The following is a 23,934-nucleotide window of genomic DNA, read 5'->3' as shown; positions in this document are numbered from 1 at the left end:
AACCGAGTAGCAACCGAGTAGCACCCACCCCACCAGCTACCCCGCGGCGGCTCCCGCACGGCCCCCATACGGGCCAGCACAACGCGCCGACCGGCTCGCCCGGCCGGTCCAATGAAACCGTGACCGCACCCCCGGACGACTGCCTCGCGCGCAACGAATGGATCTGCGGCGCCTATCTGAGCAGCCGCCGCCAGATTCTCCTGGACGCGGTCGTCCAGCATCTCCAGCTGACCGCCCTCTCGGTCCTCATCGGGCTGGCCGTCGCGCTGCCGCTCGCGGTGCTCGCCCGCCGCTGGGGCTGGGCGGCCGGCCCGGTCCTCGCCGCGACGACGATCCTCTACACGATCCCGTCCCTGGCGATGTTCTCCCTGCTCCTGCCCCTGTACGGCCTCTCGGCCACGCTCGTCGTCGCCGGGCTCGTGCTGTACTCGCTGACCCTGCTCGTCCGGAACATCCTCGCGGGCCTGCGCGCCGTACCCGAGGAGACCCGGCAGGCCGCGCGCGGCCTCGGCTACGGCCCGATCCGCCTGCTGCTCACCGTGGAACTGCCCCTCGCCCTGCCCGCCGCGATGGCCGGCCTGCGCATCGCCACCGTCTCGGCGGTCTCCCTGGTCACGGTCGGCGCGATCGTCGGCTTCGGCGGCCTCGGCAACCTCATCTACGCGGGCATGAACACCTACTTCAAGGCCCAGGTGCTCACCGCGTCCGTGCTGTGCGTGCTCATCGCCGTCGCCGCCGACCTGCTTCTGCTGGGGGTGCAGTGGCTGATCACGCCGTGGACACGGGCGGGGCGCACCCGCATGCCTCCCCGGCGGGGCCGAGCGCGCATCAGGGCCGCCGAGGCGAAGGCGGGCCGCGCATGAGCACGCTCGCCGCCAGCTGGCACTGGCTCACCGACCCCGCGCACTGGTCGGGCGACGACGGCATCGGGCACCGGCTGCTGCAGCACCTGGCGCTCACCGTCGTCTGCCTGCTCCTCAGCTGCCTGATCGCGCTGCCCGTCGCCCTCGTCCTCGGCCACCTCGGCAAGGGCGGCGCACTCGCCGTCAACATCTCCAACGTCGGCCGTGCCGTGCCCACCTTCGCCGTCCTGGTCCTGCTGCTCCTGACCCCGGTCGGCAGGTGGGGCGAGGGGCCGACGGTGGTGGCCCTGGTGCTGTTCGCCGTCCCACCGCTGCTCACCAACGCCTACGTCGGGGTGCGCGAGGTCGACCGCGGCGTCGTCCGGGCCGCGCGGGGCATGGGCATGACGGGTCGGCAGATGCTGCTGCGCGTGGAACTGCCCCTCGCCCTGCCGATGGTCCTGACCGGGGTGCGGATCGCCGCGGTCCAGCTCGTCGCCACCGCCACCATCGCCGCGCTCGCGGGCGGCGGCGGGCTCGGCCGGATCATCACCGCCGGCTTCAACCTCGCCAGCACACCCCAGGTGGTCGCGGGCGCCCTGCTCGTCGCCGTGTTCGCACTCGTCGTCGAGGGCGTCTTCGAGATCGCCGAACGACTGGCACCGGTGTGGGCCAGGGGCGGCCGATGAGAAGAGCCCTCCCGGCCCTCGCCCTGCTCACCCTCACCGCCTGCTCCACCGGCCCCTCCCTGGAGAACCGCGGCCAGGTCACCGCACCGCCCGGCGACAGCCACCACCTGACCATCGGCTCGGCCGGTTTCACCGAGAGCGACCTGCTTGCCCAGATGTACGCCCTGCTGCTGAACCAGGACGGCTACAAGACCTCGATCCTCACCGTCGCCAACCGCGAGCTGTACGAACCAGCGCTGGAGTCGGGCCAGATCGACGTCGTACCGGAGTACGCGGCCACCTTCGCCGACTGGCTGAACGCCAAGACCCACGGAGCCGACGCGAAGCCCGTCGGCTCGCCCGATCTCGCCGCCACGATGAGGGCCCTGCGCGCACTCGCCACGCCCCGCGGGCTCACCGTCCTTGCGCCCGGCCGCGCCGTCGACCAGAACGCCTTCGCGGTCAGCGCCGACTACGCCCGCCGGCACGGCCTCACCACGCTCAGCGACCTCGGCGCCTCGAAGCTGGGCGTACGGATCGCGGCGGGCGACGAGTGCGTCCAACGCCCCTACTGCGAGCCGGGGTTGAAGAAGGTGTACGGCATCGACATCACCGGCGTCGACCCCAAGGGCGTCGGCACCACCCAGGCCAAGCGGGCCGTTCAGGAGGGCCGGGACCAGATGGTGCTGACCACCACCACGGACGCCACGCTCGACTCCTTCGGCCTGGTCCTGCTCGCCGACGACAGGCATCTGCAGAACGCCGACTACGTGGTCCCGGTCGTCAACCGCTCCCGCGCGGGCAGCGAGCGCGTGGCCAAGGCGCTGGGCAAGCTCAACGACGTCCTCACGACCCAGGACCTGGCGCAGCTGAACCAGCAGGTGGACAGCTGGCGCCGGCTGCCCGCCGACGTGGCCCGGACCTATCTCAAGGACAAGGGCCTGCTGAAGTGAACCAGGCCTGCCGCGGCGGGTCAGGCCTCGGACACCGAGTCGAAGCTGACCTGCCCGCGCGCCACGCCCCGCGCGTCCGCGTCCACCGAGCGGCGCAGCGCCTCGTGCAGCTTCGCCGGGGTGAGCACGCCCAGGAAGCGCGCGCCGTCCAGCACCGCGACCCACCCGGCGTCGTGCTGCAGCATCACCCCGAACGCCTGTTTAAGCGGCGCTCCCACCGGTACCCACGCGGTCATCCGGTGGGTCAGCTGCCCGACGGTGCCGCCCGCCGTCAGCTCGTCGATGCCGGCCCAGCCGTGCAGATCGCCGCCCGCGTCGAGGACGACGGCCCAGCGGGCGCGCTCGGCCCGCAGCCGTTCCACGGCCCGTTCGGCGGGCTCGTCCAGCCGGGCCACCGGCGGCTGCTCCAGGTCGTCCGGCTCGATCGCGGTGACCGACAGGCGCTTCAGCCCGCGGTCGGCGCCCACGAAGGAGGCGACGTACGGTGTCGCGGGCGCGCCGAGCACCGTGCCCGGCGTGTCGAACTGCTCGATGCGCCCCTGCCCGTACACGGCGATCCGGTCGCCGAGCCGGACGGCCTCCTCGATGTCGTGCGTGACCAGCAGGACGGTCTTGCGTACCGCGGCCTGCATCCGCAGGAACTCGTCCTGCAACTGCTCGCGCACCACCGGGTCGACCGCGCCGAACGGCTCGTCCATCAGCAGCACCGGCGGATCCGCCGCGAGCGCCCGCGCCACCCCGACCCGCTGCCGCTGCCCGCCGGACAGCTGCTCCGGATAGCGCGGCCCGTACGTCTTCGGGTCGAGCCCCACCAGATCCAGCAGCTCGGCGGCGCGCGCCCGCGCCTTCGCCCGTGTCCAGCCGAGCAGCGCGGGCACGGCCGCGGTGTTGTCCAGCACGGTGCGGTGCGGGAAGAGGCCCACCTGCTGGATGACATATCCGATACGGCGGCGCAGCCGCACCGGGTCGACGGAGGCGATGTCCTCGCCCTCGACGTAGATCCGGCCGGAGGTCGGCTCGATCAGCCGGTTGACCATCATCATGGTCGTCGTCTTGCCGCAGCCGGACGGGCCGACGAGCGTGACCAGCTCACCCTCGGCCACGTCGAAGGAGAGGTCGTCCACGGCCGTCGTACCGTCCGGATACCGCTTGGTGACCTGCTCGAACCGGATCATTCCCTCACGCTAACGGCGCCGCCCGCGGCCTGCCCGCCGGTGCGGGGAAACGGGTCACCCTCAGCCGGGCGCCGCGTTCCGTCAGCTGAGCAGGATCACTTCCAGTGTGCGCGGGCCGTGTACGCCCTCCACCCGGTCCAGTTCGATGTCGCTGGTGGCCGACGGCCCCGAGATCCAGGTCAACGGGCGGGCCGGATCGAGGCGTTCGAGGGCCTGCGGGACCGAGGAGACCACCTGGTCCGGGACGCGGACGACACAGATGTGGTGGTCCGGGATGAGCGAGATACGGCGCCGGCCCTGGTCCGGGGAGCCGTCCAGCACGATCGTGCCGGTCTCGGCGATCGCCACGGCACACCCGGTCACCACACTGTCCACCTGGTCCAGCCGCTGCGGCGTGCTCACCGCCCGGTCGTGGATCCGCACCGGGTCCGCGGCGGACATCCACTCCGGCGGCAGTCCGGGCGGCACCAGCACCTCCCGCGAGCCGTGCTCGGCGAGCAGCCGCATGACGAGGAGCGGCATCTCCTCGGCGTCACTGCGGTGCACGATCGCCCGGTAGTCCGCGAGGTTCTCGGCCAGCAGCTCCACCGTCTGCCCGGTCGTGCGCCGCCCGTGCTCGCGCAGATAGTCCCGGCCGACGGCCTCCTCGTACGGCCGCTCGTCCGGTGTCACATCGGCGAGTGCCCGCCGCACCCGGCCCAGCACCCTGTCCCTGCCGCTCACTTGACACCGTCCTTTCCGCCCTGGCTGCGCTGCCACCAGTCCCGGAACGGCTCCGGCGGCACGGCCGGCAGATCCCGGGTGCCGCTCCACGCCCGTCCCGGACCCGGCAGCGTACGGGGGTGCAGCCGGCGGGTGCGGGAGGCGAGCCGCTGGCCGGTGCGCAGGGCGCCGGGGTGGGTGAACGCCCAGCGCGCCGCGCGCATGGCCGCCCGCTCCGCCGCGTGCCCCTTGGCCGGCTTCAGCACCACCTTGTTGCCCTGCCGCACCGCCGGACCGCCCTCCACGACCCGCTCCCGCAGGTGCACCAGCACCTCGGGGATGTCGATGGCGACCGGGCACACCTCGTAGCAGGCACCGCACAGACTCGACGCGTACGGCAGGGAGGCGTCGATCTCGCTTGCGGTGCCCCGGAGTTGGGGGCTGAGGATGGCGCCGATCGGGCCCGGGTAGACCGAGCCGTAGGCGTGTCCGCCGGCCCGCTCGTAGACGGGGCAGACGTTGAGACAGGCCGAGCAGCGGATGCAGCGCAGGGCCTGGCGGCCGACCTGGTCGGCGAGGGTGTCGGTGCGGCCGTTGTCGAGCAGCACCAGATGGAAGGCCCGGGGCCCGTCGCCGTCGGTCGTGCCGGTCCACATGCTGGTGTACGGGTTCATGCGCTCGGCGGTGGAGGAGCGGGGCAGGGTCTGCAGGAACACCTCCAGGTCCCGCCAGGTCGGCACCACCTTCTCGATGCCGACGACCGAGATCAGCGTCTCCGGCAGGGTCAGACACATCCGGCCGTTGCCCTCGGACTCCACGACCACCAGCGTGCCGGTCTCGGCGACCATGAAGTTGGCGCCGGAGATCCCGACCTTGGCCCGCAGGAACTTCTCGCGCAGATGCAGCCGCGCGGCCTCGGCGAGTTCGGCGGGGGTGTCGGTGAGCCCCTCGGGGGCCGGCCGACCCCACGCGCCCATCTCCGCCCGGAAGATGTCCCGGATCTCACCCCGGTTGCGGTGGATGGCCGGCACCAGGATGTGCGAGGGCCGGTCCCTGCCCAACTGCACGATCAGCTCGGCGAGATCGGTCTCGTAGGCGCGGATGCCTTCTTCGAGAAGGGCTTCATTGAGCCCGATCTCCTGTGTCGCCATCGACTTGACCTTGACGACCTCCGACTCACCGGTCTCCTTGACGAGCCGGGCGACGATCCGGTTGGCCTCGTCCGCGTCGGCCGCCCAGTGGACCGCACCGCCCGCCGCCGTGACCGACTCCTCCAACTGCACCAGATAGCGGTCGAGATGGCGCAGCGTGTGGTCCTTGATCCGGCGGCCCGCCTCCCGCAGCGCCGCCCAGTCGTCCAACTCGGCGACGGCGCGGCCCCGTTTGGCGCGGATGGTGTGAGTGGCATGCCGCAGGTTGCCCCGAAGGACGGGATTGTGAACGGCATCGTGCGCGGCCTTCGGGAAGGCCGGCATGCCGACGAACGTTCCGCTCATGCCGCCGGTTCCTCCTCGGTGCTCGCCAGGATCTCCGCGATGTGCACCGGCCGCATGGCTGTCCTCAGCCGGCTCATCGTGCCTCCGATGTGCATCAGGCACGAGTTGTCGGCCGCGCACAGCACCTCCGCGCCCGTCGACTCGGCACTGCGCACCTTGTCCGCGCCCATCGCCGCCGACACCTCCGCATTCTTCAGGGCGAACGTGCCCCCGAACCCGCAGCACTCCTCGGCACCCGGCAACTCGACCAGCTCCAGGCCCTTGACCGCCTGAAGAAGCCGGTGCGGCCGGTCGCCGAGCCCCAGGGAGCGCAGTCCGTGACAGGTCGGATGGTAAGTGACTTTGTGCGGGTAGAAGGCACCGACGTCCGTCACTCCGAGCACGTCCACCAGGAACTCCGTCAGCTCGTACGTCTTCGGCACCACCGGCGCCAGCGCCCGCGCCAGCGAGTCCCCGCGGCCCTCGGCGCGCGCCCGCTCGCCCATCCGCGGATACAGCTCACGCACCATCGCCCCGCACGACCCGGACGGGGTCACGATCGCGTCGTAGGCGCCGAAGACATCGGAGTAGTGCCGGGCCAGCGGCTCGGCCTCGTGCCGATAACCGGTGTTGTAGTGCGCCTGCCCGCAGCAGCTCTGGCCCATCGGGAAATCGATGTCGACACCCAGTCTGGTCAGCAGTTTCACCACGGCACGGCCGGTGTCCGGATAGAGCGTGTCGTTGACACAGGTCAGGAACAGGGCGACACGCATCACGGCTCCTCGGGATCGATCATCGGACGAGTGCAGGGTAGTAGGCGGACGCCGCCGAGGGGAGAGGTCCGCTCAGCGCGTGGCGAGCCGCGACTCGGCCTCCCGCCAGCGCGCGTCGTCGCCACGCGGCGCGTACCGGGTCAGCGGCTGGGTGCGGGTGAGCAGCCGGCGCATCGCGGCCAGGTCGCCGGCCAGGCCGTGGGCGCGGGCCTGGACCAGGACGTTGCCGAGGGCCGCCGCCTCCGTCGCGGCGGCCACCACGGGCAGCCCGCAGGCATCGGCGGTCAGCTGGCACAGCAGCGCGTTACGGGTGCCGCCCCCGACGACGTGCACCACGTCCACCGGATGGTCCGCCAGCCGCTGCGCGTCCGCGACGGCCCGCCGGTGGGCGAGGGCCAGCGAGTCCAGGATGCACCGGGTGACCTCGGCCCGCGTCGCCGGCACCGGCTGCCCGGACGCCCGGCACGCCTCGGCGATCCGCTCCGGCATCCGGCCCGGCGCCAAGAACGCCGCGTCCCCGGCGTCCACCACCGAGCGCAGCGCCCGCACGGCTCCGGCCTCGCGCAGCAGACGCCCCAAGTCCGTCTCGCCCCAGGCCCGTTGGCACTCCTGGAGCAGCCACAGCCCCATGATGTTGCGCAGATACCGGACCGTGCCGTCGAGCCCCAGCTCATTGGTGAAGTTCGCGACCCTGCTCGCCTCGGTGAGCACCGGAGCGGACAGCTCCAGGCCCGCCAGGGACCAGGTCCCGGTGCAGATGTAGGCGAAGCGTTCACCGGTCGCCGGGACTGCGGCGACCGCGGAGGCGGTGTCGTGCGAGCCGACGGCCGTCACCGGCACCGGACCGGTCAGCCCCGTCTCCTCCAGCACCTGGGGCCGCAGCACCCCGGCCGGATCGCCGGGCTGCCGCAACGGCGCGAACAGCCCGAGGTCGACACCGAGCCGTTCGGCGATGCCGTACGACCATGTCCGGGTGCGCGGGTCGATCAGCTGGGTGGTGGAGGCGTTGGTCAGCTCGGTTCCCTGCTCGCCGGTCAGCCAGTACGACAGCAGGTCCGGGATCAGCAACAGCCGCTCCGCCTTGGCGAGTTGGATGGTGGAGCGGGCGGCCGTGAGCTGGCACAGGGTGTTGAACGGCGCGTACTGGATGCCGGTCGCCGCATACAGCTCCTCGGGCGGCACGGTCGCCCACACCTTCTCCGCGACGCCCTGCGTGCGGGCGTCGCGATAGTGCACCGGGTTGCCCAGCAGGGCCCCGTCGGCGTCCAGCAGCCCGTAGTCGACGGCCCAGCTGTCGATGCCGACGGAGTCCACCCGGCCCGCCGCCCGAAGTCCGTCCAGGACACCCCGGTAGAGGCCGAGGACGTCCCAGCGCAGTCCTTCCGCGAGGCGCACCGGCCGGTTCGGGAACCGGTGCGCCTCGCTCAGCTCCAGCGAGTCCGGGCCGACGCGACCGACCATGACGCGCCCACTGGAGGCGCCGAGGTCGACCGCGGCGTACGACCTCACGCCCGGGTTCATGCCCGCGCTCATCGCAGGAACGCGGCCGCCACACCCGCGTCGACCGGGATGTGCAGCCCCGTGGTGTGGGTGAGGTCGCCACCGGTGAGCGCGAAGACGGCACCCGCGACATGCTCGGGCAGCACTTCCCGCTTCAGGATCGTCCGCCGCGCGTAGAACTCGCCCAGCTTCTCCTCCGGCACCCCGTACACCGCGGCCCGCCGCGCCCCCCAGCCGCCCGCGAAGATTCCGGAGCCGCGCACCACGCCGTCCGGATTGACCCCGTTGACCCGGATCCCGTGCTCACCCAACTCGGCGGCCAGCAAACGCACTTGATGAGCCTGATCGGCCTTGGCGGCGGAGTAGGCGATGTTGTCGGGCCCGGCGAACACGGCGTTCTTCGAGGCGATGTACACGATGTCACCGCCCAGCCCCTGCGCGATCATCACCCGTGCCGCCTCCCGCGAGACCAGGAAGGACCCGCGGGCCATGATGTCGTGCTGGAGGTCCCAGTCCCGCACCGACGTCTCCAGCAGCGGCTTGGAGAGGGAGATCCCGGCGTTGTTCACGACGAGGTCGACCCCGCCGAACGCGAGCACGGCCGTCCGGAACGTGGCGGCGATCTGCTCCTCGTCGGTGACGTCGACGGTGACGGGGACGGCCCTGTCCGGCCCGCCCAGCTCCTCGGCGACGGCGGCGGCGCTCTCGCCGTTCAGATCGGCGACCACGACGCAGGCGCCCTCGGCGACCAGCCGGTGCGCGATCGCCCTCCCGATCCCGCTGCCCGCCCCGGTGACGACGGCCACCCGTGTCGCCAGCGGCTTCGGCTTCGGCATGCGCTGGAGCTTCGCCTCCTCAAGGGCCCAGTACTCGATGCGGAACTTCTCGGCCTCCTCGATCGGCGCATACGTCGAAACCGCTTCCGCGCCGCGCATCACGTTGATGGCGTTGACATAGAACTCGCCGGCCACGCGGGCGGTCTGCTTGTCCTTGCCGAAGGAGAACATGCCGACCCCGGGGATCAGCACGATCGCCGGATCGGCACCGCGCATGGCGGGGGAGTCGGGCAGCGCATGCCGCGCGTAGTAGGCGGCATACTCCTCCCGGTACTCCGCATGCAGCTCCTTCAGCCGGGCGACGGCCTCCTCCAGCGGCGCGGCCGGCGGCAGGTCCAGCACCAGCGGCCGTACCTTCGTACGCAGGAAGTGGTCGGGGCAGGAGGTGCCGAGCGCGGCGAGCCGGGGATGCCCGGCGCGGGAGAGGAAGTCCAGCACCACGTCGGCGTCCTCGAAGTGCCCTACCTGTGGCCGGTCCTGGGAAGCGAGCGCCCGCACATACGGCGCGAGCGCCGCCGCCCGCGCCCTCCGCCCGGCCTCGGGCAGCGCCTCGTACCCCTCGACGACCGGCCCGAAGGGCTCCGCCCTGCCGTGCCGGGCGAGGAACTCCTCGGCCGTGCGGATGATGTGCAGCGAGTTGCGCTCGCACTCCTCGGAGCTGTCGCCCCAGGCGGTGATGCCGTGCCCGCCGAGAACGCACCCTACGGCCTGCGGATGGGCGGCCTTGATCGCGGCGATGTCGAGCCCCAGCTGAAATCCGGGCCGTCGCCATGGCACCCACACCACGCTGTCCCCGAAGCACTCGGCGGTCAGTTGCTCGCCGTCGGCCGCGCAGGCGAGCGCGATTCCCGAGTCGGGATGCAGATGATCGACGTGCGGGGCGTCCACCAGCCCGTGCATGGCGGTGTCGATCGACGGTGCCGCCCCGCCCCTGCCGTGCAGACAGTAGTCGAACGCGGCGACCATCTCGTCCTCCCGCTCGACCCCGGGACAGACATCCACGAGCGCCCGCATCCGGTCCAGGCGCATCACGGCGAGTCCGGATTCGGCGAGGGTGCCGAGATCACCTCCGGATCCCTTGACCCACATCAGCTCGACATCACCACCGGTCACGGGATCGGTCGCGATGCCCTTCGCGGAGGCGTTTCCACCGGCGTAGTTGGTGTTCCGGGGATCGGAGCCGAGCCGATGGGCGCGGGCGAGGAGAGCTGCGGCTTCGGGGTGGAAGGTCATGAATTCCGGTCCTTTGAAGAAGAGGGAGGTGAACCGAAGAAGAGGGAGGTGAACCGAAGAAAGAGGGAGGTGAACTTGGCAGACGCTCAGGCTCAGGCCCCCCAACCAGCCTGCCGCCCCCCGACGCGCTCGGCGACGATCCTCTGACCCCACCCGGACCGGGCATACGCGGCAAGCGGATCCGGGTCCAAGTCCATCTCCTCCCGCACCTCACGCAGCAGAGGCCGCACATCCGTGTCGTACGCGTCCATCAGCACACCGTTGGCTCCCAGCACATCCCCGGATGCCTGAGCCGCAGCCAACGCCTCCCTGTCGACCAACAGGGCCTTGGCCGTGGCCTCCTGGACGTTCATCACCGACCGGATGATCGCCGGAATCTTCGCCTCGATGTTGTGGCACTGGTCGAGCATGAAAGCGATCTCCGGCGAGAAGCCCCCGCCCCGTACGACCTCGGACATGATCCGGAACAACTGGAAAGGATCGGCGGCCCCCACCATCAGATCGTCATCCGCGTAGAAACGGGAGTTGAAGTCGAACCCCCCGAGTCTCCCCTCCCGCAGCAACGTGGCCACGATGAACTCGATGTTGGTCCCCGGAGCGTGATGACCGGTGTCGACGACCACCCGGGCCTTCGCGCCGAGCTTGAGGCAGTGGGCGTAGGCGGTGCCCCAGTCCGGCACATCGGTCGTGTAGAAGGCCGGTTCGAAGAGCTTGTACTCCAGCAGCAGCCGCTGCCGTTCGCCGAGCCGCTCGTACACCTCGGCCAGCCCCTCCGCCAGCCGGTCCTGCCGGGCCCGGATGTGGTCCTGGCCGGGATAGTTCGTCCCGTCGGCGAACCACAGCTTCAGATCCCGCGACCCGGTCGCGTCCATGATGTCGACGCACTCCAGCAGATGATCGCGAGCCCTGCGCCGCACCGCCGCGTCCGGATGGCAGATGCTGCCCAGCCTGTACTCGTCGTCCTGGAAGGTGTTGGAGTTGATGGCGCCCAGCCCGAGCCCGCGTTCCTCGGCGTACTCGGCGAGTTCTGCGTATCCGTCACCGCCGTCGACCCGGTCCCACGGGATGTGCAGCGCGACGGTCGGGGCCACGCCGGTGAACTCGTGCACCTTCGCCGCGTCCTGCAGCTTCTCCCATGGATCGCGGGGTACGCCCGCCTGGGCGAACACCTTGAACCGGGTCCCCGAGTTCCCGTACGCCCACGACGGCGTCTCGACGGCCTGGGTCTTGAGCGCGGCCTTCACCGCGGCGAGGTCGGTCACTGCAGGACTCCTGGTGGTGTCGGCGCTGACGACAGATGCGTGAAACGATTCAGAACCGCAAGCTAGGGGCCTTCCGAAGAGGTGTCAACGGCTCCGACCAACCCCGTTGTCCGTAACTCCGCAGTGACCTTCGGATATCGAAATCTTTTCGACACGGACCCATTGACGGAACCCGGCCGCGGTGCCTACGGTCCCGGCAATCCAGTTGAAACCTTTCACGGCGCGGTGGAGGCCCTCGCGGTCGTCCTGCCGCTGTCGTCGAGGAGCCTGACATGACCCACCCGCCTGACACGGGGCCGGCGCCGGTGCTGGCGCTGAAGGGCGTCTCCAAGTCGTTCGGTGCCGTGCGCGCCCTCAGGGACATCTCCCTGGATCTGCTGCCCGGCGAGGTGCACGCCCTCGCCGGCGAGAACGGCGCGGGCAAGTCGACGCTGATCAAGACCCTCGCCGGGGTGCACCGGCCGGACGCCGGACAGGTGCTGCTCGACGGCGAGCCCGTCGTCTTCCACGGCCCCGGCGACGCCCGCGATGCCGGGATCGCCGTCATCTACCAGGAGCCCACGCTCTTCCCCGACCTGTCGATCGCCGAGAACATCTTCATGGGCCGCCGGCCCAGGCGCGCCCTGGGCCGCATCGACCACAAGGCCACCCACGCGGCCACGGCCGCCCTGATGAAACGGCTCGGCGTCGACCTCGACCCCGAGCGGCCCGCTCGCGGACTGTCGATCGCCGACCAGCAGATCGTGGAGATCGCCAAGGCGCTCTCCTTCGACGCCCGGGTCCTGATCATGGACGAGCCGACGGCCACCCTGACCGGCAGCGAGGTCGCCCGGCTCTTCGGCGTCGTGCGCACCCTGAGCGCGCAGGGCACCGCCGTGCTGTTCATCTCGCACCGGCTGGAGGAGATCTTCCAGATCTGCGAGCGCGTCACCACACTCCGGGACGGCGCCCGGATCGCCGGTGAACCGCTGGCCGGCATGACCGAGGACGACCTGGTCCGCCGGATGGTGGGCCGCGACCTGGACGCGTTGTATCCGAAGCAGGACGTCAGCCCCGGGGCGGTCGCGCTCAGCGTGCGCCGGCTGACGCGCGAAGGCGTTTTCACCGATGTTTCCTTCGAGGTGCGGCGCGGCGAGATCGTCGGTCTCGCCGGGCTGGTCGGCGCGGGCCGTACCGAGGTGGCCCGCGCGGTGTTCGGCGTCGACCGGTGGGACGCGGGGGAGGTCGAGGTCGACGGGCGCCGGCTCACCAACGGCGCGCCGTCCGCCGCCATGGCCGCCGGGCTGGCCCTCGTCCCCGAGGACCGGCGAGCCCAGGGCCTGGTGATGGGCATGTCCATCGAACGGAACATCGGGCTCACCGGGCTGCGCACTGCCGTGCGAGCCGGACTGGTCGACCGGGACGCCGAACGCAGCCGCTCGCTGGACTGGGCGGTCAGACTCCGGGTGAAGTACGCCCGGATCGCCGACGCCGTCTCCACCCTCTCCGGCGGCAACCAGCAGAAGGTCGTCCTCGCCAAGTGGCTCGCCACCGGCCCGAAGGTGCTCATCGTGGACGAGCCGACGCGCGGGATCGACGTCGGTACGAAGGCCGAGGTGCACCGGCTGCTGTCCCAGCTCGCCGCCGACGGGGTGGCGGTGCTGATGATCTCCTCCGACCTGCCGGAGATCCTCGGCATGGCCGACCGGGTGCTGGTGATGCACGAGGGCCGGCTCACCGCCGACATACCCCGCTCCCGGGCCACCGAGGAGACCGTGATGGCCGCGGTATGACGGTGACGACCCCGAACCCGGCCCCCGTCGCCGAAGCGCCCCGGTCCAGCGGGACCCGGCTGGTCGACCGTGTCCTCAGGATGCGCGAACTCGCCATCCTCGTCGTCCTCCTGGTGATGATCGCGGTCACCCAGGCGGGCAACAGCGAGTTCCTCTCCGCGCAGGGCATCAAGGACCTGCTGCTCAACGCGACCGTCCTGGTGCTGGTCGCCACCGGCCAGTCCCTCGTCGTCATCACCCGCAACGTCGACCTGTCCGTCGGCTCCACCCTCGGCATCAGCGCCTTCGCCGCCGGCACCTGTCTGCACAGAGGTGGAGACGCCTTCGTCGCGATCCTCCTCGCCGTGCTGCTCGGCACCGGCCTCGGGCTGCTCAACGGGCTGCTGGTCAGCCTCGGCCAGGTGCCCGCGCTGGTCGTCACCCTCGGCACCCTGTACATCATCCGGGGCGTCGACTCCATCTGGGTCGGATCCCGGCAGATCACCGCGGCCGACCTCCCCGGCGGTTTCGTCGGCTTCGGCTCCGCCGGCGTCTTCGCGATCCCCTGGCTGGCGGTGATCGCCCTCGCCGTGCTCGTCGGTACCGCCTACTACCTCGAACACTTCGGCAGCGGACGGGAGTTGTACGCCCTCGGCTCCAACCCAGAGGCGGCACGGCTCGCCGGTATCCCCGTACGCAAGCGCATCCTGGCCGCCTACACCTTCTGCGGCACGCTCGCCGGACTCGCCGGAGCGATGTACCTGGCCCGGTTCGGAAACGTCGACTCCGGCACCGGAAACGGTTACGAACTCACCGTCGTCAGCGCGGTCGTGGTCGGCGGTGTCGTCTTCACCGGCGGCTCGGGCAGCGTGTACGGCGCAGCCCTCGGCGCCCTGCTGCTCACCTCGGTCAACAGCGTGCTGCCCGCGCTCGGCGTCAGCTCCGTGTGGGTCCTCGCCGTCAACGGCGTCCTGCTGCTGCTCGCCATCGCCGTCGACCGGATCGTCGCGCTGCGGGTCGCGGCCGCTCTGAAGACGAAGTCGGACCCAAGGAAGACCGCCTTGGCGAAGGAGAACGCCGGTGCCTGAGTCGCTGACCCGCGCCGTCCGCTGGGACACGGTCGTCGGCGCCCTGCTCATCGTCCTGTCGCTGCTCTCGTTCGGTTGCGTGGACGGTTTCGGCAACGCCCTCAATCTGTCGTTCCTCATCGGCAACACGCTCCCGATCGCGCTGATCGCCCTGCCGATGACCCTGCTGGTGGTCGCCGGCGAGATCGATCTGTCGGTGGCGTCCACGGCCGGGCTGTCGGGGGCGGTGATGGGCAGGCTCTGGAACGAGGGCATGGCCATCGAGACGATCATCCCGCTGTGCCTGCTGCTGGGCCTCGTCTGCGGGCTGGTCAACGGCCTGCTGGTGACCCGGCTGGGCCTGCCGTCCCTCGCCGTCACCATCGGCACCCTGGCCGCCTACCGGGGCATCGCGCAGATCGTCCTCGGCTCCGACGCGGTCACCGACTTCCCCTCCCCGTACCTGGACTTCGCGGCCGGCCGCGTCGGCACCTCCTTTCTGCCGCAGGCCTTCCTGCCCTTCCTGGCGCTGCTCGCCGTCGCCGTCGTCGTCCTGCACGCCACCCCGTTCGGCCGGTCGCTGTTCGCGGTCGGCGCGAACGAGGAGGCGGCCCGGTTCGCCGGGATCCGGGTGAAGCGGACCAAGCTGCTGCTCTTCGTGGCCACCGGGTTCATGTCGGCGCTCACCGGTGTCTTCTGGGCGCTGCACTACGCCAGTGCCCGGTACGACAACGCCACCGGACTCGAACTCTCCGTCGTGGCCGCCGTGCTGCTCGGCGGAATCGACTTCGACGGCGGCAGGGGAACGCTGGGCGGTGCGATCGCCGGTGTGTTCCTGCTCGGTGCGCTGCAGAACGTGATGAGCCTGCTGAACGTCTCCGCGCAGTCGCAGATCGTCGTCACCGGTGTGCTGCTGGTCGTCTCCGTGCTCGGCCCCCGGGTCGCACGCCGGATCTCCGTCGCGAGGGTGGGCCGCAGAGCCGTCTCGACACCGACCTCCTAGCCCGTCCCCGCCCTCGTAAAGGACGCCCCGTCATGCGCAAGTCATCTCTCCGCCGGGTCTGTGCCGCCCTCGCCGCCGGTACCTCCCTCGCTCTCGCCCTCACCGCCTGCGGCGGCACCACCAAGAACGACGTCAAGGACGACAACTCCGCCGCCGCCTCCGCCGGAAAGGCCGATCCGCATGCGGCCACCAAGAAGGGGCTCACCGTCGGTTTCCTGCCCAAGCAGGTCAACAACCCCTACTTCACGACCGCCGACAGGGGCGGGCAGGAGGCGCTCGCCGAACTGGGCTCGAAGTACAAGGAGGTCGGTCCCTCCAGCGCCACCGACACCGCCGGCCAGGTCAGCTACGTCAACACCCTCACCCAGCAGCAGGTCGACGGCATCGCCGTCTCGGCGCAGGACCCCGGCGCCCTGTGCACCGCGCTCAAGCAGGCCATGAGCAACGGCATCAAGGTCGTCACCTATGACTCGGACACCGACCCGGGCTGCCGCAACGCCTTCGTCTCGCAGGCGTCCGCCGAGGATCTGGGCCGTACCGAGGTGCAGTTGCTCGCCCGGCAGATCGGGTACAGGGGCGAGATCGCGATTCTGTCGGCCGCGCAGACCGCGACCAACCAGAACACCTGGATCGGCTATATGAAGGACGAGTTGAAGGACCCCAAGTACAAGGACATCAAGCTCGTCAAGATCGCTTACGGAAACGACGACGCCCAGCAGTCGTTCCAGCAGACCCAGGGCCTGCTCCAGGAGCACCCGGACCTCAAGGGGATCATCTCCCCGACCACGGTCGGCATCAAGGCCGCAGCCCAGTACCTGTCCGGCTCCAAGTACAAGGGCAAGGTCAGGCTGACCGGACTGGGCACGCCGAACGACATGCGCATGTACGTCAAGAACGGCACCGTCGACGCCTTCGAGCTGTGGGACCCGGCGAAGCTCGGCGACCTGGCCGCCCGGACCACGGTCGCGCTGGCCTCGGGGCAGATCACCGGCAAGGAGGGCGAGACCTTCACGGCCGGGGGTACGTCGTACACCATCGGCAAGGACGGTGTGATCAACCTCGGCGGGCCGACCGTGTTCGACGCCAAGAACGTCGACCGGTTCAACTTCTAGGACAGCAGGGGTTGTCGATGCAGCGCGTGTGCTTCCTGCTGAAGGTCCGGGCGGACCGCCTCGACGAGTACCGCGGGCGGCACGCCGCCGTCTGGCCGGAGATGCTCGACGCCCTGAAGGCGACGGGCTGGCACAACTACTCGTTGTTCCTGCGCGAGGACGGCCTGCTCGTCGGCTATCTGGAGACCGAGGACTTCGCCGCCGCCCGGGCCGGCATGGCGGCGGCCGAGGTCAATGCCCGCTGGCAGGCGGAGATGGCCCCGTTCTTCGAGTCGCCGGACGGCGCCCGGCCCGACGAGGCGATGAAGCCGCTCACGGAGGTGTTCCACCTGTCATGACCGCCGCCGGAACCGGACTCGCGGCCCCTCGGGTCACCCCCCTCGGCCGCAGCCTCCTCGATCCCCAGGCCCTGTACTTCGTGTCGTACGACGGCCTCGTCAACAACAACTCGTTCCAGAAGAACGGCCTGTTCACCCACCGGGGTCGGCAGTACGCGGCCTGGTACTCCGCCGACCGCGGCGCGACCCTCGCCCGCCGCGCACCGGGTGCCGCGCACTGGTCGACGGTGACCCTCGACCACCGGCTCAAGAGCGACGACTCCCACAACGTGATCTCGATGGGTGTGTCGCGAACCGACGGCCGGCTGCATGTGGTCATGGACGCGCACAGCGACGGGTTCTGCTACGCGAAGTCCGTCGCCGGACTGCTCGACACCGCACCGGAGTGGACCCCCGGCTGCTTCGGGCCCGTCCGCACCACGCTCGACGGACTCGCCCTCACCCCGCAGTTCACCTATCCGCAGTTCGTGTCCACCCCCGAGGGCAGGCTCCAGCTCAGCTACCGCGCGGGCGTCTCCGGCGACGGCCGCAACGCCCTTGCCGAGTACGACGGTTCGAGCTGGACGGCGCTGGGGGAGTGGACCTCCGCCACCGGCACCTACACCAGCGCCCATGGCTCCAGCACGGCCCGGAACATGTATCTGCACGGCATCGAGTACGACGGCCGGGGCCGGCTGCACGCCTTCTTCACCTGGCGCGAGCAGAGCGCGTCCGTGATGTGCGGCGCCGGCGGCCTGAGCAATCACGACACCGGTTACGTCCACTCCACCGACCGCGGCCGCACCTGGCTGAACGACGCCGGCGCGGTCGTGGGCAGTACCGGCGGCCCGCTCCGGGTGGCCGTCACCGGCCCGGGGCTGGTGGTGGACCGGCTCGGCCCCGACCACTCCCTGATGAACCAGGAGAGCCAGGCCGTCGACTCGGCCGGCCGACCACACGCGATCATCAGCTACGTACCCGGCCGCTTCGGGCGGTGCACCACCGACTACGTCGCCGACCGTACCGCCCACGGGCGCGCCTTCCATCTCCGCAAGAACGCCTGCGGCGCCTGGCAGAAGACCGAGATACCCCTCCCGCTCGACTCCAGCCAGCGCACCAAGCTCCTCCTGGACCGTTACGACAACGCCTACGCCGTGCTTCCGTTCGGGCGGATCGCCGCCGCCTCCCGGGCCTCCGGACACACCGACTGGACGCTGCTGTACGACGGCGCCGGCCTGAACGCCTTCGGTGAGGTGGTGATCGACGAGACGCGGGTCCATGCGGACGACGTCCTGTCCTTCATGTACCAGGAGCGATCCACCGGTACGACGCCCTCGCCCCTCTACGTGGCCGACTTCGCCCTGCCGGCATGACGGTAATGTGAAGGTCGTCCCGCCGCCCCTCGTTCCCTGGAGGTCTTCGCCCGATGGCCCAGTCGGTGGGTATCAAGGACGTCGCCCGTGCCGCCGGAGTGTCGGTGGGCACGGTGTCGAACGTCATCAACCGTCCGGACACCGTCGCCGGCGAGACCCGGGCGCGGGTGCTGTCCGCGATCGACCGGCTCGGCTATGTCCGCAGCGAGTCCGCGCGCCAGCTGCGCGCGGGCCGCAGCCGGATCATGGGCCTGCTCGTCCTCGACATGGGCAACCCGTTCTTCGTGGACGTGGCACGGGGCGCCGAGCGTGCCGCCCGTGCGGCCGGGCTCGGGGTGATGGTGTGCAACAGCGCGCAGGACGCCGCCGAAGAGGCCGAGTACCTGTCCCTGTTCGCCGAGCAGCGGGTGCGGGGCGTGCTGCTCACCCCGGCCGACGCCACCGGCCGCAACATCGAGGCCTTCCGCCGGCACAACATCCCGTTCGTGCTGGTCGACCGGGTCTCCGAAGGCACGGCCGAATGCTCGGTGTCCGTGGACGACGTGGCGGGCGGCGCGCTCGCGGTCCGTCATCTGGTGGACGCCGGGCACCGCTCGCTGGCGTACGTCAGCGGACCGCCCGGACTCAACCAGGTGCGGGACCGCCGTACCGGAGCCCTGAACGCGCTGGCCGAGGCGGGACTCGGCCAGGAGGCGCTGCGGGAGCTGCCCACCGAGCGCCTCGACGTGGCCGCGGGCCGGGACGCCGGCGCCCGTCTGCTCGGTCTCGCCGACCGCCCCACCGCCGTGTTCTGCGCCAACGACCTGCTCGCCCTCGGTGTTCTGCAGGCCATGTACGCGGCGGGCGTCACGGTGCCGGACGACCTGGCGATCGTCGGCTACGACGACATCGAGTTCGCGGCGGCGGCCGCCGTACCGCTGACCTCCGTACGGCAGCCCGCCGTCACCATGGGCGCCCTCGCCGCCGAACTGCTGCTGGAGGAGACCGAGCAGGACGAGGGCAGCCGGACCCATGAGCACCGCCGGGTGGTGCTCCAGCCGGAGCTGGTGGTGCGCCGCTCCAGCCTCGTCGCACGCTGATCCGGGCGCTGACCGGAAGTTCAGTAACAATCCATGATCCCGGGGGTCGGCGCGCGCCCGCCGATGTGCTGAACTGGGACTCGTCCGTCCCATCCGTCCCGGGAGACCCGTTGAGCCTCAGCTACCGCCAGCCCGGCGTCATCCTCACCGACCGCCGCTTCACCGTGCCCCTCGACCATGCCGACCCGGACGGCGAGACGATCGAGTTGTACGCCCGCGAGGCGGTCGCGAGCGACAGGGCCGGGCAGGAACTGCCGTGGCTGCTGTATCTCCAGGGCGGTCCGGGCTTCGGGGCGAATCGTTTCGTCGGACGTCAGGCCTGGCTCGACCGGGCGCTGAAGGACTACCGCGTGCTGCTGCTCGACCAGCGCGGCACCGGCAGCTCCACACCGGCCACCCGGCAGACGCTCCCGCTGCGCGGCGGCCCCGCCGAGCAGGCCGGCTACCTCACCCGGTTCCGCGCCGACTCCATCGTCCGGGACTGCGAGGCCATCCGCCCCGAGGTCACCGGCGGCGCCCCGTGGACCGTGCTCGGCCAGAGCTTCGGCGGCTTCTGCACGGTGTCGTACCTCTCCCTCGCCCCCGAGGGCCTGGACACCGCCGTCATCACCGGAGGCCTGCCCTCCCTGCACGCCCACGCCGACGACGTCTACCGAGCGGCCTACCCGCGCATCGAACGCAAGGTCACCGCGCACTACGCCCGCTACCCGCAGGACGTGGAACGGGCCCGCCGGATCGCCGACCACCTCCTCACCCATGACGTGGTCCTGCCGAACGGCTACCGGCTCACGGCCGAGGCGTTCCAGTCCCTCGGCCTGATGCTCGGCATGAGCGACGGCAGCCACCGTCTGCACCATCTCCTGGAGGACGCCTTCGTGCGCGCACCGGGTGGCACCGAGCTGTCCGACGCCTTCCAGGAGCAGGCCCAGTCCCTGCTCTCGTACGCCGCCCACCCCCTCTACGCCCTCGTCCACGAGTCGGTCTACGGCCAGGACACCCGGCCCACCGGCTGGGCGGCCGAACGGATCCGCACCGAGTTCCCGCAGTTCGACGCGGCGAAGGCCCTCGCGGGCGACAGCCCGGTGCTCTTCACCGGCGAGACCATCCACCCCTGGATGTTCGACACCGACCCGGCCCTGCGCCCCCTGCGCGAGACGGCCGACCTGCTCGCCGCCCACGCCGACTGGCAGCCCCTGTACGACCCCGCCCGCCTCGCCGCCAACGAGGTCCCGGTCGCCGCCGCGATCTACCACGACGACATGTACGTCGACGCCGCCCACTCGCAGGAGACCGCCGGCGCCATCCGCGGTCTGCGCACCTGGGTCACCGACGAGTTCGAGCACGACGGGCTGCGCGCGGGCGCACCACGCGTCCTGGACCGCCTGCTGGCGCTGGCCCGCGACGAGGCGTGAAGGGGCGCGGCGGACCGCGCGACCAGCCACGACGGACCAGCGGACGACAGACAACCCTCGCGGCACCCAACCACTTCGGCGCAATCGGCGCAGCGCATAGTGTGCGGCCCATGACCGCGTCCGAGATCACTCAGCTCCAGCCCATGCCCGACGACTGGCGGCGCGCCCTGGCTGTGGTGGCCCACCCCGACGACCTGGAGTACGGGTGCTCCGCCGCCGTCGCGGCCTGGACCGACGGCGGCCGCGAGGTCGCCTATGTGCTGGCGACCCGCGGCGAGGCCGGCATCGACAGCCTCGACCCAGCGACCTGCGGCCCGCTGCGCGAGCGCGAGCAGCGGGCCAGTGCCGCCGTCGTCGGCGTCACCGGCGTGGAGTTCCTCGGCCACCGGGACGGGGTGGTCGAGTACGGCCCCGCGCTGCGCCGGGACATCGCCGCCGCGATCCGCCGCCACCGGCCCGAACTCGTCCTCACCCTCAACCACCGCGACACCTGGGGCGACGGCACCTGGAACACCCCGGACCACGTCGCCGTCGGCCGGGCCACCCTGGACGCCGTCGCGGACGCCGGCAACCGGTGGATCTTCCCGGAACTCACCGAGCAGGGCCTGGAGCCCTTCGACGGCGTCCGCTGGGTGGCGATCGCCGGCTCCAGCCGGCCCACCCACGCCGTCGACGCGGGCCCCGGCCTGGACCGGGCCGTGTACTCGCTGCTCGAACACCGCACCTACATCGAGGCGCTGACCGACCAGGACCCGCAGACCTACGTCCGTGACTTCCTGACCACGCGGACCGCCGCCACCGCCAAACGCTTCGGCGGCACCCCGGCGGTGGCCTTCGAACTCTTCAGCCGCTGACCGAGCCCCAAGGCCGCGCGGAGAACGGTTCGAGCTGCGCTGACCTGCGCCGAGCCGTGCTGACCTGCGCGATGCTGTCGGATCCGGGGTGCGCGGGCCCAGTAGGCTGTCCCCTGTGCCAGATCAGATAGGGGACCTCGCGGAGCTGCGCGGGGACTGCGCGCGCTGCTTCGGGCTGTGCTGTGTGGCCCTGCCCTTCGCCGCGTCCGCCGACTTCGCGCTCGACAAGCCCGCCGGGAAACCGTGCCCGAACCTTCAGGGCGACCACCGCTGCGGCATCCACGCCGACCTGCGGAAGAAGGGTTTCACCGGCTGCACGGTCTACGACTGCTTCGGCGCCGGCCAGAAGGTCGCGCAGGTCACCTTCGGCGGGCAGGACTGGCGTACGGGGTCCAAGGAGCACGCGCGCCGGATGTTCGACGTGTTCCCGGTCGTACGGCAGCTGCACGAGCTGCTGTGGTACCTGACCGAGGCGCTCGGCCTGCCCGCCGCCGCGCCTGTCCGTCCCGACCTGCGCCGGGCACTGGAGGAGACCGAGCGGCTGACCCGGCAGAGCCCCGGGGAACTGGCCGCGCTGGACGTGGCCGCGCACCGGCAGCAGGTCAACGCGCTGCTGCTGCGGACCAGCGAGCTGGCCCGCGCCGGCGCCGGCGGGAAGGGCGGCAAGAAAGGCAAGGGCAAGGACCGCCGGGGCGCGGATCTCATCGGGGCCCGGCTCCGGGGCGCCGATCTGCGCGGGGCGAGTCTGCGCGGCGCGTACCTCATCGCCGCCGACCTCACCGGCGCCGATCTGCGCGACGCGGACATGATCGGCGCCGATCTGCGCGACGCCGATCTGACCGACGCGGACCTCACCGGCGCCTTCTTCCTCACCCAGCCCCAGCTGAACGCTGCGCGGGGCAGCGTCGGGACCCGGTTGCCGGAGTCAGTCAGTCGGCCGGTGCACTGGACAGCGGGCCGCTGACGATTCGAAGTCCCGCGATGTGTCGTCGTTCGTCTGCGGGTCCGTCGTGGTGGTAGCCGCACGATCGACACAGCCCCGCGCCCCATTGGGGCGTTGTTCCAGCCCCAGTCGCAACCCCTCCGGCATCACCGTCAGCCTCTCCGTGACCGTCAGCCGGTAACCCGGGTCGGCCGTCAGGTCGTAGCGGCGCAGCAGCAGGCCGAGGACCAGGGTCGCCTCGTGCAGGGCGAACTGGCGGCCGATGCAGGCCCGTGCACCGGTGCCGAAGGGCTTGAAGGTGTGCGCGGGCCGGGAGCGTACGGCCTTCGCGTCGAAGCGGTCCGGGTCGAAGTGCTCGGCGTCCTCGCCCCACACCTCGGGGTCGCGGTGCAGCATCGGCGTCAGCACCAGCGCCCACGCGCCCCGGAGCATCGGATGATCGTCGGCGAGGACGGTGTCGTGCCGGGCCTCGCGGGCGAAGGCAGGGGCGGTCGGCCACAGGCGCAGGGACTCGTCCAGCACCCGGCGGACGTAGCGCAGCCTGGCGACCTGGTCGTAGCCGGGCTGTGCGGTGTCGCCCCAGACCCGGTCCACCTCGGCGCGGGCCCGGGCGGCGATCTCGGGGTGCCGGGCGAGGTAGTACAGGGCGAAGGAGAGCGCGCCCGAGGTGGTCTCGTGGCCCGCGACCAGGAAGGTGATCACCTGCTTGCGGACGTTCTCCGCCGACAGCTTCTCGCCCGTCTCCGGGTGGGCCGTCTCCAGCATCCGGTCCAGCAGATCACCGTGTCCGCCGCCCGACCGGCGCCGCTCGGCGACCAGGTCGTCCACCGTGCGGTCGAGGTGGGCCATGTCGGCCGCGTTGCGCCGGGCGGCGGCCCGCAGCACCAGCGGGGCCAGCGGCGCGGGCACGCTGTTCAGGCGCTGGGCGTAGGTGAGCGTGCCGACCATCGCGGTGACGAAGGGATGCGGCCGCTCCCGTTCGAAGGAGCCGAAGTCGTGCCCGAACCCGGTCCGTGCGATCGTCTCCAGCGTCAGCTTCGTCATGTCCCCGGGCACGTCCACGGTGCGCCCGGCCGCCGCCTCACGGTCCCAGTGATCGGTCAGCCGCCCGGCGACCGCCAGCATCATCCCGTGGTAGCCGTCCATGGCCTCCCGGCTGAAGCCGGGCGCCAAAACATCGTGCGCCAGCTGCCAGTTGGGCTCGTGGTTGTAGGCGGTGAACAGGCCGTCCCCGGCGACCGGCCGCAGATTGGCCACGCCCAGCCCGACGTGCTTGGCGAACCGGGACTCGTCGGCCAGGTCCGCGGCCGGCCGCGCGCCCCACACGAACACGAACTCCTTGCCGAAGGCCCGCCGCCGGAAGATCGGCCCCAGCTCGCGCGCGATGCGCATCGAGTCCTGCACGGGCGTACGCCGGTCGACGCCGAGCACATCGCCGAGCAGCGGAAGCCGGCGCGGCGGATGCGGGATGCGGTGCAGCTCGGGCCAGCCCTGATCGGCGCTGCGGAAACCCTTCGGCAGGCCTGTGTCCGTCCACTGCGTGGTCCCCGTCGTCCGAGTCATGACGCCGATCTCCCGCCGTGTTGTACGTGGGTTCAATAACC

Annotated in this window: 21 protein-coding genes; 13 read left to right on the top strand and 8 right to left on the bottom strand. The window is 71.4% G+C overall.

The window, feature by feature from the left end:
* Positions 1-119 precede the first annotated feature (119 nt).
* The 3 genes from AB0L75_RS33685 to AB0L75_RS33675 are packed head-to-tail and all read left to right on the top strand — an operon-like array spanning position 120 to position 2,463.
* Complete coding sequence (locus AB0L75_RS33685; RefSeq protein WP_365188784.1) at positions 120-863, top strand: ABC transporter permease; 744 nt, start codon at positions 120-122, stop codon at positions 861-863.
* Positions 860-1,531: an ABC transporter permease gene (locus tag AB0L75_RS33680; RefSeq protein ID WP_365188780.1), complete on the top strand. Its 672-nt coding sequence runs from the start codon at positions 860-862 to the stop codon at positions 1,529-1,531. The genes AB0L75_RS33685 and AB0L75_RS33680 overlap by 4 nt, the downstream gene beginning before the upstream one ends.
* On the top strand, positions 1,528-2,463 hold the full coding sequence (locus tag AB0L75_RS33675) for an ABC transporter substrate-binding protein (RefSeq protein ID WP_365188777.1): 936 nt from the start codon (positions 1,528-1,530) through the stop codon (positions 2,461-2,463). The genes AB0L75_RS33680 and AB0L75_RS33675 overlap by 4 nt, the downstream gene beginning before the upstream one ends.
* A gap of 20 nt (positions 2,464-2,483) precedes the next feature.
* On the opposite strand, the gene AB0L75_RS33670 is transcribed toward AB0L75_RS33675, so the two are convergent.
* The 7 genes from AB0L75_RS33670 to rhaI form a co-directional block, all read right to left on the bottom strand.
* Complete coding sequence (locus AB0L75_RS33670; RefSeq protein WP_365188774.1) at positions 2,484-3,638, bottom strand: betaine/proline/choline family ABC transporter ATP-binding protein; 1,155 nt, start codon at positions 3,636-3,638, stop codon at positions 2,484-2,486.
* An 81-nt stretch (positions 3,639-3,719) separates the two neighbouring features.
* The gene (locus AB0L75_RS33665) at positions 3,720-4,361 is read right to left on the bottom strand and encodes a lactate utilization protein C (RefSeq protein ID WP_365188771.1); all 642 of its coding nucleotides are present in this window, start codon (positions 4,359-4,361) and stop codon (positions 3,720-3,722) included.
* On the bottom strand, positions 4,358-5,836 hold the full coding sequence (locus AB0L75_RS33660; protein WP_365188768.1) for a LutB/LldF family L-lactate oxidation iron-sulfur protein: 1,479 nt from the start codon (positions 5,834-5,836) through the stop codon (positions 4,358-4,360). The genes AB0L75_RS33665 and AB0L75_RS33660 overlap by 4 nt, the downstream gene beginning before the upstream one ends.
* A complete protein-coding gene (locus AB0L75_RS33655) occupies positions 5,833-6,588 on the bottom strand; it encodes a (Fe-S)-binding protein (protein ID WP_365188765.1) in 756 nt (251 codons plus the stop codon). The genes AB0L75_RS33660 and AB0L75_RS33655 overlap by 4 nt, the downstream gene beginning before the upstream one ends.
* A 72-nt stretch (positions 6,589-6,660) precedes the next feature.
* On the bottom strand, positions 6,661-8,109 hold the full coding sequence (locus AB0L75_RS33650) for a rhamnulokinase family protein (RefSeq protein ID WP_365188762.1): 1,449 nt from the start codon (positions 8,107-8,109) through the stop codon (positions 6,661-6,663).
* 8 nt (positions 8,110-8,117) lie between these two features.
* Positions 8,118-10,157, bottom strand: coding sequence for a bifunctional aldolase/short-chain dehydrogenase (locus tag AB0L75_RS33645; protein ID WP_365188759.1), 2,040 nt, complete (start codon positions 10,155-10,157; stop codon positions 8,118-8,120).
* 92 nt (positions 10,158-10,249) lie between these two features.
* Entirely contained in the window at positions 10,250-11,419 is a 1,170-nt protein-coding gene (rhaI, locus tag AB0L75_RS33640) for an L-rhamnose isomerase (protein ID WP_365188756.1), read from the bottom strand.
* 272 nt (positions 11,420-11,691) lie between these two features.
* On the opposite strand from rhaI, the gene AB0L75_RS33635 reads away from it, so the two are divergent.
* The 10 genes from AB0L75_RS33635 (at position 11,692) to AB0L75_RS33590 (ending at position 22,351) form a co-directional block, all read left to right on the top strand.
* A complete protein-coding gene (locus tag AB0L75_RS33635; RefSeq protein ID WP_365188754.1) occupies positions 11,692-13,191 on the top strand; it encodes a sugar ABC transporter ATP-binding protein in 1,500 nt (499 codons plus the stop codon).
* On the top strand, positions 13,188-14,258 hold the full coding sequence (locus AB0L75_RS33630; protein ID WP_365188751.1) for an ABC transporter permease: 1,071 nt from the start codon (positions 13,188-13,190) through the stop codon (positions 14,256-14,258). Before AB0L75_RS33635 ends, AB0L75_RS33630 begins: the two co-directional genes overlap by 4 nt.
* On the top strand, positions 14,251-15,240 hold the full coding sequence (locus AB0L75_RS33625) for an ABC transporter permease (RefSeq protein ID WP_365188750.1): 990 nt from the start codon (positions 14,251-14,253) through the stop codon (positions 15,238-15,240). Before AB0L75_RS33630 ends, AB0L75_RS33625 begins: the two co-directional genes overlap by 8 nt.
* Before the next feature lie 32 nt (positions 15,241-15,272).
* A complete protein-coding gene (rhaS, locus tag AB0L75_RS33620) occupies positions 15,273-16,352 on the top strand; it encodes a rhamnose ABC transporter substrate-binding protein (protein WP_365188747.1) in 1,080 nt (359 codons plus the stop codon).
* A gap of 17 nt (positions 16,353-16,369) precedes the next feature.
* A complete protein-coding gene (locus AB0L75_RS33615) occupies positions 16,370-16,690 on the top strand; it encodes an L-rhamnose mutarotase (protein ID WP_365188745.1) in 321 nt (106 codons plus the stop codon).
* Positions 16,687-18,042, top strand: a complete 1,356-nt coding sequence (locus tag AB0L75_RS33610) for a BNR repeat-containing protein (RefSeq protein ID WP_365188743.1) — start codon at positions 16,687-16,689, stop codon at positions 18,040-18,042. Before AB0L75_RS33615 ends, AB0L75_RS33610 begins: the two co-directional genes overlap by 4 nt.
* A 53-nt stretch (positions 18,043-18,095) precedes the next feature.
* Positions 18,096-19,121 carry a LacI family DNA-binding transcriptional regulator gene (locus AB0L75_RS33605; RefSeq protein ID WP_365188740.1) on the top strand — a complete coding sequence of 342 codons (1,026 nt, stop codon included), beginning with the start codon at positions 18,096-18,098 and terminating at the stop codon, positions 19,119-19,121.
* A gap of 110 nt (positions 19,122-19,231) precedes the next feature.
* Complete coding sequence (locus AB0L75_RS33600) at positions 19,232-20,533, top strand: alpha/beta fold hydrolase (protein ID WP_365188737.1); 1,302 nt, start codon at positions 19,232-19,234, stop codon at positions 20,531-20,533.
* A 110-nt stretch (positions 20,534-20,643) separates the two neighbouring features.
* Positions 20,644-21,387: a PIG-L deacetylase family protein gene (locus tag AB0L75_RS33595; protein WP_365188734.1), complete on the top strand. Its 744-nt coding sequence runs from the start codon at positions 20,644-20,646 to the stop codon at positions 21,385-21,387.
* A 115-nt stretch (positions 21,388-21,502) separates the two neighbouring features.
* Positions 21,503-22,351, top strand: a complete 849-nt coding sequence (locus AB0L75_RS33590) for a pentapeptide repeat-containing protein (protein ID WP_365188732.1) — start codon at positions 21,503-21,505, stop codon at positions 22,349-22,351.
* Here the strand turns inward: AB0L75_RS33590 and AB0L75_RS33585 are convergent.
* Positions 22,313-23,893 carry a cytochrome P450 gene (locus AB0L75_RS33585; RefSeq protein ID WP_365188731.1) on the bottom strand — a complete coding sequence of 527 codons (1,581 nt, stop codon included), beginning with the start codon at positions 23,891-23,893 and terminating at the stop codon, positions 22,313-22,315. The two genes, AB0L75_RS33590 and AB0L75_RS33585, sit on opposite strands and share 39 nt — an antisense overlap.
* Positions 23,894-23,934: the final 41 nt, after the last annotated feature.

This window comes from Streptomyces sp. NPDC052101 (assembly GCF_040680235.1).
Classification (GTDB): domain Bacteria; phylum Actinomycetota; class Actinomycetes; order Streptomycetales; family Streptomycetaceae; genus Streptomyces.
The sequence above is the reverse complement of the archived record's forward strand: the minus strand, read 5'-3'. Positions and strand labels throughout refer to the sequence as shown.